At 66.6% G+C, this 13563-nt stretch carries 12 protein-coding genes; 7 read left to right on the top strand and 5 right to left on the bottom strand.

Translation table 11 applies throughout. The features are described from left to right. Window positions 1-140: 140 nt before the first annotated feature. The 5 genes from PAM7066_RS09925 to PAM7066_RS09905 form a co-directional block, all read right to left on the bottom strand. Window positions 141-1058 carry an alpha/beta hydrolase gene (locus PAM7066_RS09925; protein WP_085854017.1) on the bottom strand — a complete coding sequence of 306 codons (918 nt, stop codon included), beginning with the start codon at window positions 1056-1058 and terminating at the stop codon, window positions 141-143. Window positions 1059-1228: 170 nt separating this feature from the next. Further along, window positions 1229-3478, bottom strand: a complete 2250-nt coding sequence (locus PAM7066_RS09920) for a FepA family TonB-dependent siderophore receptor (RefSeq protein WP_175484616.1) — start codon at window positions 3476-3478, stop codon at window positions 1229-1231. Between the two features lie 304 nt (window positions 3479-3782). Next, complete coding sequence (locus tag PAM7066_RS09915; protein WP_085854015.1) at window positions 3783-4514, bottom strand: amino acid ABC transporter ATP-binding protein; 732 nt, start codon at window positions 4512-4514, stop codon at window positions 3783-3785. Then, window positions 4511-5185: an amino acid ABC transporter permease gene (locus PAM7066_RS09910; protein ID WP_085854014.1), complete on the bottom strand. Its 675-nt coding sequence runs from the start codon at window positions 5183-5185 to the stop codon at window positions 4511-4513. The genes PAM7066_RS09915 and PAM7066_RS09910 overlap by 4 nt, the downstream gene beginning before the upstream one ends. 8 nt (window positions 5186-5193) lie before the next feature. Beyond that, window positions 5194-5958 carry an amino acid ABC transporter substrate-binding protein gene (locus tag PAM7066_RS09905; protein ID WP_085854205.1) on the bottom strand — a complete coding sequence of 255 codons (765 nt, stop codon included), beginning with the start codon at window positions 5956-5958 and terminating at the stop codon, window positions 5194-5196. Between the two features lie 294 nt (window positions 5959-6252). Here PAM7066_RS09905 and ytfQ point away from each other — a divergent pair, with 294 nt between their 5' ends. The 7 genes from ytfQ (at window position 6253) to PAM7066_RS09870 (ending at window position 13563) form a co-directional block, all read left to right on the top strand. Continuing rightward, complete coding sequence (gene ytfQ / locus PAM7066_RS09900; RefSeq protein WP_085854013.1) at window positions 6253-7206, top strand: galactofuranose ABC transporter, galactofuranose-binding protein YtfQ; 954 nt, start codon at window positions 6253-6255, stop codon at window positions 7204-7206. 109 nt (window positions 7207-7315) lie between these two features. Continuing rightward, window positions 7316-8821 carry a sugar ABC transporter ATP-binding protein gene (locus tag PAM7066_RS09895; protein ID WP_085854012.1) on the top strand — a complete coding sequence of 502 codons (1506 nt, stop codon included), beginning with the start codon at window positions 7316-7318 and terminating at the stop codon, window positions 8819-8821. Beyond that, entirely contained in the window at window positions 8818-9849 is a 1032-nt protein-coding gene (locus PAM7066_RS09890) for an ABC transporter permease (RefSeq protein ID WP_085854011.1), read from the top strand. The genes PAM7066_RS09895 and PAM7066_RS09890 overlap by 4 nt, the downstream gene beginning before the upstream one ends. Beyond that, complete coding sequence (yjfF, locus tag PAM7066_RS09885) at window positions 9846-10802, top strand: galactofuranose ABC transporter, permease protein YjfF (protein WP_085854010.1); 957 nt, start codon at window positions 9846-9848, stop codon at window positions 10800-10802. Before PAM7066_RS09890 ends, yjfF begins: the two co-directional genes overlap by 4 nt. 17 nt (window positions 10803-10819) lie before the next feature. Beyond that, window positions 10820-11548: a FadR/GntR family transcriptional regulator gene (locus PAM7066_RS09880; protein WP_085854009.1), complete on the top strand. Its 729-nt coding sequence runs from the start codon at window positions 10820-10822 to the stop codon at window positions 11546-11548. A 77-nt stretch (window positions 11549-11625) separates the two neighbouring features. Further along, window positions 11626-12882, top strand: coding sequence for an aminotransferase class V-fold PLP-dependent enzyme (locus PAM7066_RS09875; protein WP_085854008.1), 1257 nt, complete (start codon window positions 11626-11628; stop codon window positions 12880-12882). Beyond that, window positions 12883-13563 (top strand): spermidine synthase, encoded by a 681-nt coding sequence (locus PAM7066_RS09870; RefSeq protein ID WP_085854007.1) that lies wholly within the window; start codon window positions 12883-12885, stop codon window positions 13561-13563. It abuts the gene before it with no gap.

The following is a 13563-nucleotide window of genomic DNA, read 5'->3' as shown; positions in this document are numbered from 1 at the left end:
TTGAGTGTGACCCGTCGGCTGCAGCGGTGCTGTGGCTGGGCTGCGCCGCATGACGCGGCGCGCGGGGGCCGGGCGGAGCCCCGATTTCGGAAGGGTCGCAGGCGGGGCAAGCCGCCCGCATTCCCTGTTACGGATTTCCATCATTCTCCCGCCGGTCCATGTCCCTCTTTCAGCAGATGGGCGATCGAGGCGCTGAAGGTCTCGCCATGGCTGAGCCCGGGGAAGATCGTGGTCTGGCCCGGAACCCCGGCGGCCCGGGCGGCCGCTACGAGGGTGAGGAATGCGTCCTCCGGCAGGGCGGCGCGCATGCGCAGCAGTTGCTGCACCTCGGGATCGTCCGGCTTGCTGGCGCGCACACGCTCCAATTCGCCCCGGTGGAAATCCAGCGGACGATGCGGCCAGTCCCGGCCCTCCATCCGCGCGACGAGCCGGTCGAAGTAGCGCGCGTCGTCCCACCAAAGGGAGGGGCTGGCGGCGACGAAACGGGCGAAGGGGGCGTCGGGTGTGCCGGCGGCCTGAAGCACGAAGAGCCCGGCATAGGAGTGGCCCCAGAGGGTGCGGTCGTTCGCGTCGATCGGGGCGAGAGCTTCGGCCTGGGGCATGATCCGCGACACCAGAAGGTCGAGGAACGCAGGGCCGCCCCCTCCCGAGCGTCCCCGGGGGTCCACGACCGGCGCGCCCGCGGCGTCAGGTGGGGTATAGTCCCGCGTCCGCTCTTCCGAGGCAAAGCGGCGCTCGGTGTCATAGCCGACCGAGACGATCACGGGCAGGCTCTCCGGGCCGAGCATCGCCAGAAGCTCCGGCGTCAGCACCTCGAGCGCCGCCTGCCCGTCCAGCAGGTAGAGCACCGGGAACCCCTCGGCGGGCGGCGCACGGTGTGGGGTAAGGACGCCGATCCGGTACGCGGCCCCGTCGGCCGGCCCCTCGAGGGTAAAGGACTGTGTCTCGAACAGCCCGGACCCGGTGTCGAGGATCGTCGGCCCCAGGGGCTCGGGCGCGGGCTGCGCCGCCGCCGCGAAGGGAAGCATCATCCAAAGGAGCAACGCCTTGATCCTCATGCGCGGTCTCCGCTTGCAGATCGGACAGCAGCGGCGCCAAACCCTCGGCGCCGCAACGGGTGACGCCGTACGGCGCCCAGCGCATTTCGGAATCTCGCCACCACTCGCCTCCTCGTGTCAGGTGAATAGCCCCGCCCGGACATGCCGGACGGGACGAACCAGGTCGTCGATCAGAACGTCTTGGTCAGGCCGAAGTAGAAGGCGCGTCCGGGTTCGTTATAGGTGTTTGCCCCCTCGCCCGACCGCAGGATCCGGTTGTCGAGGACGTTGGTGATGCCGGCCTTCAGGTTGGTGCCGTTGTCGAAGGCGTAGTTCATTCCGAGATTGACCAGCGTGTAGGGGTCGCGATCCTCCAGGTCGTCCTCTTCCACCGGCGTTGCCCGGGACGCGCTGTATGCGGCCGCCTCGATCTTTCCGTAGTGGGTCAGGGACGGGATGATCGTGAGCTGCTCGGTCGCCTCGAACTCGAACGCGGCGTTGATCGTGTAGTCCGGCACGAGCGACAGGGGCACTTCGATGACGGCGTCCGGAAAGACCTCTCCGTCGCTGTTCGTGCCGCCCTCGATCTCGATCGTCTGGCTGGAGTTGATCATGTATGTCGCGTTCACCGAGAGGCGGGCCCGATAGCCCACAGGCATGGCGAAGCTGCCCTCCAGGCCCTCGACCTCGGATTCCGGAACGTTCATCCACTCGTAGAGGCGCGCATCCTGGACCCCGCGGAACTGGACGGGAACGGTGCCGATCTGCTCGGTCCCGGACTGGATCCTGTCGCGGTAGTCGTTGTGGAAGTAGGTGAGCGTCGCGTTCACGCCGCGATCATTCGTGTAGGCGACCCCGATCTCGGTGTTGATCGAGGTTTCGGCGTCCAGGTCAGAGTTGCCCAGAACGTAGCACGGGCCGTCGGCGAAGTAGGGATAGGGGCACCCGAACCCGCCCGTGACATACACGTACTTGTCGGAAAGCTGGTAGAGGTTCGGCGCCTTGAACGCCTTGGCGATGCCGCCCTTCACCGTCCAGTTCGACGTGAGCTCGTAGGCCGCGTTGACCCCGCCCGAGACGGTTGTCCCGAACGTGTCGGCGAAATCGACCCGCGCGGCCGGCGTCACCGTCAGACGGTCGGTCGCCTGGATGTTCTCTTCGACGTAGAGACCGAGCGTTGTCTGCTCCGTGGTGCCCTCGGCCGTCGTGGTGTCGATGCTGCCGTCGTCCGATTGAAGTGTCGCGAACGCGTTGTAGTCCGTCAGGTCGAGATGCTCCCACCGGATTTCCGCGCCCAGCGTCAGCGCCGTGGGGCGGCCGAACGGGCTGTGGTCGATATAGGCCTCGCTGCGGCCCGTTACCGCCTCGAGGATCGCCTCGTCCCACTCGGTCGAGTTGATCGCGCCCTCGCCGCCACCCGCGGCGCCTTCGCCCAGTCGGCGGTTCAGGGTGCGCTCGTATTGCAGGTAGCTGTTCGTGTCGCCCCAGCCATAGGTGCCCGCGTGGGTCAGGGCGAAGGTGCCGCGCTTCATCTCGTTCGTGGTTTCCCCGTCCTCGGCCAGCTGGCCGATGAGCGAGTCGTCATCCTCGGACAGTCCGCTGCCGAGCTGCGTATCGCCGGCGAAGATGTTCTCTTGCTGCGAGTAGCCCAGTTCGAGGCCGAACGTGTTCGCTGCGTTGGCCTCCCACGACAGCAGGACCGTGGCGTCGCGGTTGATCACGCCCTCGTTGCCGGCGTCGTAGGTGCAGACCACCTCGCCGGACCGGTCCGGCGCGCAGTCGGCGACCGCCGCGTTCAATTCGGGCTCGTCCGCGCCGCTGCGGTTGTAGTTGCCGGTGAAGCGCAGGGCGACGTCCTCGGTGACGCGCTTGTTCCACAGCACGTTGTAGCGCTGCGTCATTCCTTCGAGGTCGCTTTCCGGCACGTCGAAGCTGGCGCCGAGTTGCAGCAGGTCCGACTCCGGCTGTTTCGTGATGATGTTGACCACGCCGCCCGCAGCACCCGAGCCGTAGCGCGCGGCCGCCGGGCCGCGGATGACCTCGATCCGCGCAACCATCTCGGGCGGCACCCAGTTCGTGTCGCCGCGGCTGTCCCGCTCGCCCGAGCGGCCCATCTTGACCGAGGTGCGCGACAGGACCGGACGCCCGTCGACCAGGATCAGCACGTTCTCCGGCCCCATGCCGCGAATGTCGATCTGGCGCTGGTTGCCGCGCTGCCCCGAGGGCGAGGTGCCCGTCAGGTTCACGCCCGGCATCTTGCGGATGATCTCGCTCAGGTCGTTCACGACCGGGCGTTCCTCGATGTCCTCTTCGGTGATGGTCGAGACGCCGAGCGCCTGCTTGATCTGCTCTTCCGCCGTCAGGACGATCGTGCCCAGTTCGTACCCACCGGTCCCGACGGCCGGCTCGACCAGTTCGGAATCTGCGGCCAGATCGCTCACCTGGGCCAGGGCGGGGGTGAAGTGCGTCAATGACGTCAGAACGAGGGCGGTGCCGGACACAAGCCGAGCGCGGGATGGAGTCATACCCTAACTTTCTTTTCTATCGATGTGGGGGGTGGCTGGCGTCGGCTGACCGGTACGCTCCGTAAACACGATCAATTTAGTCGGACAAGACTCGCTGCCGCTGAATGGTCGGCCTTGTGCCAATTTTGCACCGCCTCACCGGCACGACTGGGCACCTCGCTCACGGCGGTCGTTTCCTACGAAATTGCGTTGCTTTCCCTGCCGCCGGGCAAGGCAGTTCTCAAGCGACTCGGCGCAGGAACTGCTTCAGGCGTGCATCCCGGGGCGCGTCGAGAATTTGCGCGGGCGGGCCATCCTCGACGATGCGGCCGCCTTCCATGAAGAGAATGCGGTCGGCAATCTCGCGGGCGAACTGCATCTCGTGCGTGACGATCAGCATGGTCTGGCGCCGCTCGGCCACCCGCCGCATCAGGTCCAGCACCTCGCCCACCCATTCGGGATCGAGCGCCGAGGTTGGCTCGTCGAACATCATCAGGTCCGCGCCGATCGCCATGGCGCGGCCAATGCCGACGCGCTGCTGCTGGCCGCCGGAAAGTGCCGCGGGATAGCTGTCGGCCTTCTCGGCCAGGCCAGTCTCGGCAAGCACATCGAGGGCGCGCTGCTCGGCCTGCTGGCGGGGCTGGCCCTGGACGATGACCAGCGCCTCCATGATGTTCTCTTTCGCGGTCTTGTTGGCGAAGAGCGCGTAGTTCTGGAAGACGAACGAGGTCGCCCGCCGCAGCGCCAGGATATCCTTCTTCGACGCACGCGCCGCGTCGACCTCGACATCGCCGATCGCGATCGAGCCCGCCTCGGGGCGGTCGAGGAAGTTCAGGCACCGCAGCAGCGTGGATTTGCCGGTCCCCGACGGCCCGATCACGACGACCCGCTCGCCGGCCTCGATGTCGAGGTCGATCGCGTCCAGCACCGTCGTGTCGCCGAAACGCTTGGTCAGACCGCGGATCCGGATCATCGTGCATATGCCTTGTTCAGGTAGGTCTCGAGCACCTTCTGGCCCTGGTTCAGAAGTTCGACCATGATCCAGTAGATCAGCGCCACGACGAGGAACGCCTCGAAATAAAGGAAGCTGCCGGCGGCCTCTTTCTGCGCGGCCCCCATCATCTCGGTCACGCCCAGCGTGAAGGCGAGCGACGTGCCCTTGATCATGTCGATGAAGTAGTTGACCAGCGTCGGCGCCGCGATCCGGGCGGCCTGCGGCAGGACGATCCGGCGCATCATCTGGGCCTGGGTCATGCCGATCGACTGCGCAGCCTCCCATTGGGACCGGTCCACGCCGGTGATCGCGGCGCGGATCGCTTCCGCCATGTAGGCCGAGAAATGCAGGGTCAGCCCCATGATCGCGGCCGTCACGCCGTCGATCTGGGTCAGGAACGCGAAGACCTGCGGCAGGCCGTAGTAGAACAGGAACAGCTGCACCAGAAGCGGCGTGCCCCGGAAGAAGCTGATGAACAGGATCACCAGCCAGTCGAGCCCCGGCACCTTTATCACCCGCTCCACCGCCATGAGCGAGGCGAGGACGAGGGCGCAGATCATCCCCGCCACCGCCATGAACAGCGTGAGCGGGACGTAGCCGAGGATCACGGGCACAAGACCCAGCATGTAGTCGAGGTCGAGTGCCCGCATCTGTCAGTTCACTCGGTGGCTGGCGCGGTGATGTCGGCGTCGAACCACTTCTGCGAGATTTCGGCCAGCGTGCCGTCTTCCTTCAGCGCGGTCAGCGCCTCGTCGACGCGGTCGCGCAGGGCGCGGCCCTCTTCGGTATCGGCGAAGGGCAGCGCGTTGCGGATCTCGGAAAACGGCTGTCCGGCAAGCTCCAGCGGCAGCGGGCTTTCCTGGATCACCTGCGCCGACGACACGCGGTCCATCACGAACGCATCGACACGACCCAGTGCCGTGTCCTGTTCGATGTTGGACTCGTAGGTGCGGATGTCGATCTCGTCCGCGTAGGGCAGGTCGCGCAGAAGCTGCTCGAAATTCGAGCCGAGGTTTACCGCGACGCTCTTGCCCCGCAGATCCTCGACGCCCTCGATCTCTTCATTGCCTTCCTTGGTGACGACCTGGGCGCCGTCGATCACGTAGGGCTGCGTGAAGACGAACGCCGCCTCGCGTTCGGGGGTGATGGTGATCTGGTTGGCGATCGTGTCGATCCGGCCGGCGTCCAGCGCGCCGACGAGGCCAGAGAAGGACATCGTCTCGAACTCGATATCGAGGCCGGTTTGCTCGCCCACGGCGTTCATAACGTCGACTTCGAAGCCCTGCAGCTCGTCCTGCTGGACAAAGGTGAAGGGGAAGTAGCCCCCGGACATGCCCACCCGCAGCGTTTCGGCCTCCTGCGCGGCGGAGGCTCCGGTCAGTCCCAACGTGGCGATGGCGGCGGCGATGATTGGCTTCAGCATCATGGTGTCTCCTATCGGTTCAAGGGGCAGATCTGTCCCTGTGCCCGCCCATGATCAACGAATTCCGTCGAATAAGGCCGGATTCCCATGGCCAACCGCCCCGGTGGACGGATGTTCCGCGCACCGGGATCGGCGGCGAAGCATGACACTTGCAGCGCCGTCCGAAGGGAACGCGCGGGACCTTGCCACCAAACGTCATCTGGTGGGGCAGCAAAATTATATTGGCGAAAGCCATATTATAGTATTTATTGCTCACAGGCCCGTGACGGGCCCCGGGACTTGGGAGGAGAACCTATGCTTACGAAAACTCTGATGGCCACCGCGGCCGTCTTTTGCTTTGGCGCCACCGCGGCAAGCGCCCAGACCATCGGCTTTTCGCAGATCGGATCGGAATCCGGCTGGCGCGCCGCTGAAACGACCGTGACGCAGCAGGAAGCGGAGCGCCGCGGCATCGACCTGCGCTTCTCGGACGCGCAGCAGCGCCAGGAAAACCAGATCGCCGCCATCCGGTCCTTCATCGCCCAGGGCGTCGACGGCATCCTCGTGGCGCCGGTCGTTGCGACGGGCTGGGATTCGGTGCTCGAAGAAGCCGCCGAAGCCGAGATTCCCGTGGTCCTTCTGGACCGCATGGTCGACAGCTCGCCCGAGCTGTATCTGACCGCAGTCGGGTCCGACCTTGTCCATGAAGGCCGCGTCGCGGGCGAATGGCTGGTCGAGGCCGTGGCAGGCGAAGAGTGCCGCGTGGTCGAGCTTCAGGGCACCACCGGCTCGTCGCCCGCCATCGACCGCAAGCAGGGCTTCGAGGAAGGCATCGCCAGCGCCGACAACATCGAGATCGTGCGCAGCCAGACCGGCGACTTCACCCGTACGCGCGGCAAGGAAGTGATGGAGAGCTTCCTTCAGGCCGAAAACGGCGGGGCCGACATCTGCGCGCTGTATGCCCACAACGACGACATGGCCGTCGGCGCAATCCAGGCGATCAAGGAGGCCGGCCTGAAGCCGGGCGAGGATATCCTGGTGGTGTCGATCGACGCCGTGCCGGACATCTTCCAGGCGCTTGCCGCGGGCGAGGCGAACGCCACGGTCGAACTGACGCCGAACATGGCCGGACCGGCCTTCGACGCGCTCGAGGCATACCTTGCAGACGGCACCATGCCCGAGAAGTTCATCCAGACCGAGTCGAAGCTCTACACGCAAGAGGACGATCCGCAGGCTGAGTACGAGGCCCGCAAGGACCTCGGCTACTGACTTTTCGACAAGCGGCGCCCGGGCTTTGCCTCGGGCGCCATTTCCGACCGCAGCGCCGGGCGCCGCGGTCTGAACCCGTGCCCTCGGCGCGAGATCCGCGAGACACGCGATGCTTCTATCGACCCGAAACCTGACCAAGACATTCCCGGGCACGAAAGCGCTCGATTCCGTCGATTTCGACCTGAAAGCCGGCGAGGTTCACTCGCTGCTGGGAGAGAACGGCGCGGGCAAATCCACGCTCATCAAGTGCCTGACCGGTGCCTACCGCCGCGACTCGGGCGACATCCTGTTCGAGGGCGAGCCCATCTCTCCGCAAAGCACCCTCGAGGCGCAGGAGATCGGGATCGGGACGGTCTACCAGGAGGTCAACCTGCTGCCGAACCTGACCGTGGCCGAGAACCTGACCCTGGGCCACCAGCCCCGCAGGTTCGGCATGATCAGCCCGCGCGCCATGCAGGCGCAGGCCGAAGAGATGCTGGCGGGGTATGGCGTCGATGTCGACGTGCGCCGCTCGCTTGATACCTACTCGGTTGCGGTGCAGCAGATCGTCGCCATCGCCCGGGCCGTGCATCTTTCCGGCCGGGTGCTGATCCTGGACGAGCCGACCGCCAGCCTCGACTCGCGCGAGGTGCGGATGCTGTTCGACGTGATCGGCGACCTGCGCAAGCGCGGGCTCGGGATCATCTTCATCTCGCATTTCCTCGACCAGGTGTTCGAGATTTCGGACACGCTGACCGTCCTGCGCAATGGCTGTCACATCGCGACCCGCCCCGCGGCTGAGGTCGACCGGATGGAACTGATCACGCTGATGCTGGGTCACGAACTGGACGAGGAAAAGCCCGACCGCGGCCTCTCGTCAGAGGTCGAGGGGACGGGCGACGCGATCCGGTTCAAGGGCATCGGGCGGCGTGGCAAGATCGCGCCCTTCGACCTGACCGTCCACAAGGGCGAGGTGATCGGCATGGCCGGGCTTCTGGGCTCGGGCCGCACCGAAAGCGCCGAAGTGTTGTTCGGGGCGACTCCGGCCGACAGCGGCACCGTCGAGGACGCGAACGGGGCGGTGGACCTGCGTAACCCGCGCAACGCGATCGCGGCCGGGTTCGCCTTCGCCCCCGAGGACCGCAAGACCGACGGTATCATCGCCGAACTGAGCGTCCGCGAGAACATCATCCTGGCCCTTCAGGCGCGGCGCGGATGGGCGCGCCCGATCCCGCAGGCCGAGCAGATGCGCATGGCCGACGAGTATATCGAGCGTCTGGATATCCGCACACCCGATGCCGAGAAGCCCGTGGGCCTCTTGTCCGGGGGCAACCAGCAGAAGGTCATCCTGGCCCGCTGGCTCGCGACGAACCCGCGCTTCCTGATCCTGGACGAACCGACCCGCGGCATCGACGTGGGCGCCCATGCCGAGATCCTGCGCCTGATCGAGGACGTGGTGGCGCAGGGCATGTCCATCCTCGTGATCTCGTCCGAACTGGACGAGCTGATCGCCGTGTCGCACCGGGTCATCGTGGTGCGCGACCGACATCATGTCTCGGAACTGACAGGAGCTGACGTGACAACCGAAACGATCGTTCGCGCCATCGCCGCGCCCGACGCCGAGGCCGTGGCATGACCGGAGCAAGAGTCCTCCGCCGGGTCGCGCCGCAGCTTCTGACGCTTGGCGCCGTGATCCTGCTGGTCAGCGTCTATTTTCCCGACTTCTACCAGATCGTCTACGCCAACGACCGCCTCGTCGGCATCCCGATCGACGTGGTCAAGCGCGGCGCGCCCGTGGCCTTGCTGGCGATCGGCATGACGCTGGTGATCGCCACGCGGGGCATCGACCTGTCCGTGGGTGCCGTCATGGCGATCTGCGGGGCCACGGCGGCCTGGTCCATCGACCAGGGCTTCGGCCTCTGGGCCGCCCTCGGCCTTGCCGGAGCGGCCGGCCTCGTCTGCGGTCTGTGGAACGGCATCCTCGTCGCGTTCTTCGGCATCCAGCCGATCGTCGCCACGCTGATCCTGATGGTCGCGGGGCGTGGGGTGGCGCAGCTGATCACCGGCGGGACGATCCTGACCTTCGACAACGAAGCCTTCGCCTTCCTTGGATCGGGCGCTGTATTCGGGGTGCCGGTTCCGACGCTGGCCTGGATCCTGACAGGGATTCTCTTCGGGCTTCTGGTGCGGCGCACGGCGCTCGGTCTGTTGATCGAGTCCATCGGCATCAACCTGCGCGCCAGCACCCTGACCGGGATCAACAGCCGCGTCCTGCTGCTTGCCGTCTACATGGGCTCGGGCTTCTGCGCCGCGCTGGCGGGCATCATCGCGACCGCCGACATCCGGGGGGCGGACGCCAACAACGCCGGCCTCTGGCTGGAGCTCGACGCAATCCTGGCCGTCGTGATCGGGGGCAACTCGCTGCTGGGCGGGCGCTTCTCGATCCTCGCCTCGCTTCTGGGTGCAATGATCATCCAGACGATCAACACCGGCATCCTGCTCGCCGGCTTCCCGCCCGAGTTCAACCTGGTGATCAAGGCGGTCCTGGTGATCATCATCCTCGTCCTGCAGTCGCCACGGCTCTTGCCGCGACTGGGGTTCATCCGGCTTCGGCGCGAGAGGGACGAGAAACCCTCCGGCACCCCGGTGGAGGCAGGCAAATGACCATCCGGGCCCTCCCGCTTTACGCGACGATCGCGATCTTCCTGCTGGCCTACCTGATCTGCTACATCCAGTTTCCCGCGATGCTGTCCACGCGGGTCATCGGCAATCTGCTGACCGACAACGCCTATCTGGGCATCGTCGCGGTGGGGATGACGGTGGTGATCATCTCGGGCGGCATCGACCTGTCCGTGGGGTCGGTCATCGCGTTCTCGGGCGTGTTCATCGCCGTGATCCTGCGTGAGACGGCGCTGCATCCGCTGGTCGTCTTCGCCCTGTTGCTGGCCGTCACGACCGTCTTCGGCGCGGCCATGGGCGGGATGATCCACGTGCTGGCGATGCCCCCGTTCATCGTGACGCTTGCCGGGATGTTCCTGGCGCGCGGGGCCGGCTACATGCTGTCGATCGATTCCGTGCCGATCGACGCCGCGTTCTACGACACGATGCAGGACGCCTACTACCTGATGCCGGGCAAGGGGAGGCTGACGCTGCTCGGACTGATCATGCTGGCTTCGGTCGCCGCAGGGATGATCATGCTGCACCGGACGCGCTTCGGCACCAATGTCTATGCGCTCGGCGGCGGTGAGGCGACGGCGCGGCTGATGGGGGTGCCGGTCGGCCGGACGACGGTGGCGATCTATGCGTTCTCCGGGTTCATGGCCGGCCTGTCGGGGATCGTCTTCTCGGTCTACACCTCGGCCGGCTATCCGCTTGCCACGGTGGGGGTCGAGCTGAACGCCATTGCCGCGGTGGTGATCGGCGGCACCCTTCTGACGGGGGGCAGCGGCTACATGTTCGGGACGCTGATAGGCGTGCTGACCATGGGCCTGATCCAGACCTACATCGTCTTCGACGGCAGCCTGTCGAGCTGGTGGACGAAGATCGTGATCGGCGCCTTGCTTCTCATGTTCATCCTGCTTCAGAAGGGGCTCTTGCGGCTGCGCGTCAGCGCCTAGCAGGGTCAGGAGGGCTCATGTCCGGTCTCCTTCGCGATGCATTGAACGAGACGCTCGTGCGCAACAGCCACGGGCAGGTCGTCGAAGGCATCGGGCGCGCCATCGTCGACGGGACCTACCCGCCCGACACCATCCTGCCGCGCGACGAAGAGTTGATCGGCCAGTTCGGCGTCTCGCGCACCGTGTTGCGCGAGGCAATGAAGACGCTCACCGCCAAGGGCATGATCGTCGCGCGCACGCGAATCGGCACCCGCGTCCGCCCCCGGCAGGACTGGAACCTCTTCGATGCCGAGCTTCTGGTCTGGCACCTGGATACGCAGTCGGGGATGGAGTTCCTCGACCAGCTCTACGAGATGCGCCTGACGATGGAGCCTGCGGCCGCCGCGATGGCTGCCCGCCGTGCCGCCTCGGACGAGATCGAGGCGTTCTATGCCCATGTCGAGGCGATGCGTCTGGCCGACGGCGACAAGTCCTTCGCCCTCGCCGATCTTGCCTTGCACCGGGCGATCATCCAGGCCTCGGGCAACGTCTTCATGCTGTCCGTCGGGACGCTCATCGAAGCGGCCCTGTTGACGACGTTCCGGCTGAGTTCGCCCGCCTGCGAACCCGCCGTCCAGAACGACGTGTCTGCGGACCACCTGCGGATCGTCGATGCGATCGCCGGGCGCGATCCCGCCTTGGCCGAGCAGGCGATGCGCGACGTGATCCTCTACGGCCAGCGCCGGATTTCTGAGGTCGTGACCTGAGCCGCAGACGATCTGTCCACCCCGCTCGAGGCGCCGTATAGGATCGACGAACTGCGCGCCACGAAGGACGAAAGACCATGATCCAAGGCAACCCCGACCTCATCGCGGAGATCCGCGATCGCTTCGCCCATGTGGACAGCTGTCCCTTCCAGGGACCTCGGGTGTTCTTCGAGAACGCCGGAGGCGCGCTGACGCTGAAATCCGTGGTCGAGACTTCGGCCAGGTTCGCCGCGATCCCGGACAACCAGGGCCGGGACAACCCCGCCGCCCACGCCCTCGTCGCCACGATCGACAAGGCCAAGGCGGACATGGCAGTCCTCATGAACGCGGCCGGTGGCCAGTTCATCGCCGGCGAGAGCGGCACGGAATTGCTGTTCCGCATGATCCGCACCGCCTGCGTCAACGCCCCGAAGGGCAGCAAGGTGATCGGCTCGTCCATTGAGCATCCCGCAAGCCGAAGCGCCGCCCGCCGCTGGGCCGGGATCGCCGGCCTCGACTACGTGAACGTTCGCCACGACGACGCCACGGGGACGGTGAGCGCAGAGGCCTACGCGGCGCAGGTGACGCCCGATGTGGCGGTGGCGACGATCCTGCACGCCTCGCCCGTGACCGGCATGGGCATGGACGTGGCGGCGATCTCGAAGGCGATCCGCGCGGTTGCGCCGAACTGCGTCATCATCGTCGACGGTATCCAGCATGCGGCGCACGGGCAGATCGACCTCGATGCCTACGGGGTCGATGGCTACGCGATCTCGCCCTACAAGGCATTCTCGCGCCACGGGTTCGGGATCGCATGGCTGTCGGACAAGCTCAGCGCGATGCACCACGACATGCTGATCGACGCGCCGGCAACCGGGTGGGAGTTCGGCACCCGCGACACCGGCGCCTATGCGACGATGTCCGACGTGGTCGCCTATTTCGACTGGCTCGGCGGCCGCGTCTCGGACGAGACGGCGCCCCGCGCCCGCATCGAGGCCGCCGGACGCGCGATCCACGACTACGAGAGCCACCTTACCGACGCCCTGATCCACGGGACCGGCAACCTGCCCGGCCTCGGCGATATGGAGCACGTCACGATCCTGGCCGGCGAGGACAACCCCGCCCGCGAAGGGCTGGTGTCGATCGTGGTCGACGGGATGGCCTCACCGGAGGTGGTGACGATCCTGAACGAGCAGGGCATCCGCACACATACCCGCAAGGCGGACCACTACAGCGGCAACGTCCTGAACCCCCTCGGTCTACCCGACTGCATCCGCATCTCGCTGTGCCACTACAACACGGAGCAGGAGGTCGCGCAGCTTCTGGCGGTGGTGAACGAGCTGGGCAAAGCCTGAATGCTGCCGTGGATCCATCTGGCGACGGCCAGCACCCCGGAAGGGGACACGCTCAGGCTTCTGCGCCGGGGGGATGAGTTCTCGATCCGTCTTGAAGACGGGAACGAACTGATGAACAGCCGGCTTGGCGGGTCCGAAGAAGCGCTCGCGACGCTGGCCCTGGATCTTCTGGCCGGCAGACCCGCGCCGCGCGTGCTGATCGGGGGCCTCGGCATGGGCTTCACGCTGCGCGCCGCTCAATCCGTCGCGCCGCCGGGCGCCCGCCTGATCGTGTCCGAGATCGTGCCCGAACTGGTCGAGTGGGCCGAGGAGCACATGGCCGCTGTCTTCGGCGACTGCCTCGAGGACCCCCGCGTCGAGGTGAAGACGGGCGATGTCCGCACCGCGATAAGCGAAGCGGCAGGCGCGTTCGATGCGATCCTGCTCGACGTCGACAACGGCCCCGATGGCCTGACCCGCGGCGACAACGATGCGCTCTACGGCGAGGCAGATCTGCTCGCGGCGCGCCGCGCGCTGACACCGGGCGGAGTTCTCGCCGTCTGGTCCGCCGCCCCCGACCCAGCCTTCACGAAGCGACTGACGTGGTGCGGTTTCGACACGGACGTGCACGCCGTTCGCGCCGGTCGCACAAAGCGAGGCAGCCGCCACACGATCTGGACTGCCGTCCGAACCGACAGCTGA

It is taken from the genome of Palleronia marisminoris (genome assembly GCF_900172315.1).
GTDB lineage: Bacteria > Pseudomonadota > Alphaproteobacteria > Rhodobacterales > Rhodobacteraceae > Palleronia > Palleronia marisminoris.
This window is presented reverse-complemented; position numbering and strand designations above follow the sequence as displayed.

Excerpts from the sequence above, each read along its gene's own strand:
- PAM7066_RS09925 (WP_085854017.1), bottom strand. The coding sequence starts at position 1,058 with ATGAGGATCAAGGCGTTGCTCCTTTGGATGATGCTTCCCTTCGCGGCG.
- PAM7066_RS09915 (WP_085854015.1), bottom strand. The coding sequence starts at position 4,514 with ATGATCCGGATCCGCGGTCTGACCAAGCGTTTCGGCGACACGACGGTG.
- PAM7066_RS09910 (WP_085854014.1), bottom strand. The coding sequence starts at position 5,185 with ATGCGGGCACTCGACCTCGACTACATGCTGGGTCTTGTGCCCGTGATC.
- PAM7066_RS09905 (WP_085854205.1), bottom strand. The coding sequence starts at position 5,958 with ATGCTGAAGCCAATCATCGCCGCCGCCATCGCCACGTTGGGACTGACC.
- ytfQ (WP_085854013.1), top strand. The coding sequence starts at position 6,253 with ATGCTTACGAAAACTCTGATGGCCACCGCGGCCGTCTTTTGCTTTGGC.
- PAM7066_RS09895 (WP_085854012.1), top strand. The coding sequence starts at position 7,316 with ATGCTTCTATCGACCCGAAACCTGACCAAGACATTCCCGGGCACGAAA.
- PAM7066_RS09890 (WP_085854011.1), top strand. The coding sequence starts at position 8,818 with ATGACCGGAGCAAGAGTCCTCCGCCGGGTCGCGCCGCAGCTTCTGACG.
- yjfF (WP_085854010.1), top strand. The coding sequence starts at position 9,846 with ATGACCATCCGGGCCCTCCCGCTTTACGCGACGATCGCGATCTTCCTG.
- PAM7066_RS09880 (WP_085854009.1), top strand. The coding sequence starts at position 10,820 with ATGTCCGGTCTCCTTCGCGATGCATTGAACGAGACGCTCGTGCGCAAC.
- PAM7066_RS09875 (WP_085854008.1), top strand. The coding sequence starts at position 11,626 with ATGATCCAAGGCAACCCCGACCTCATCGCGGAGATCCGCGATCGCTTC.
- PAM7066_RS09870 (WP_085854007.1), top strand. The coding sequence starts at position 12,883 with ATGCTGCCGTGGATCCATCTGGCGACGGCCAGCACCCCGGAAGGGGAC.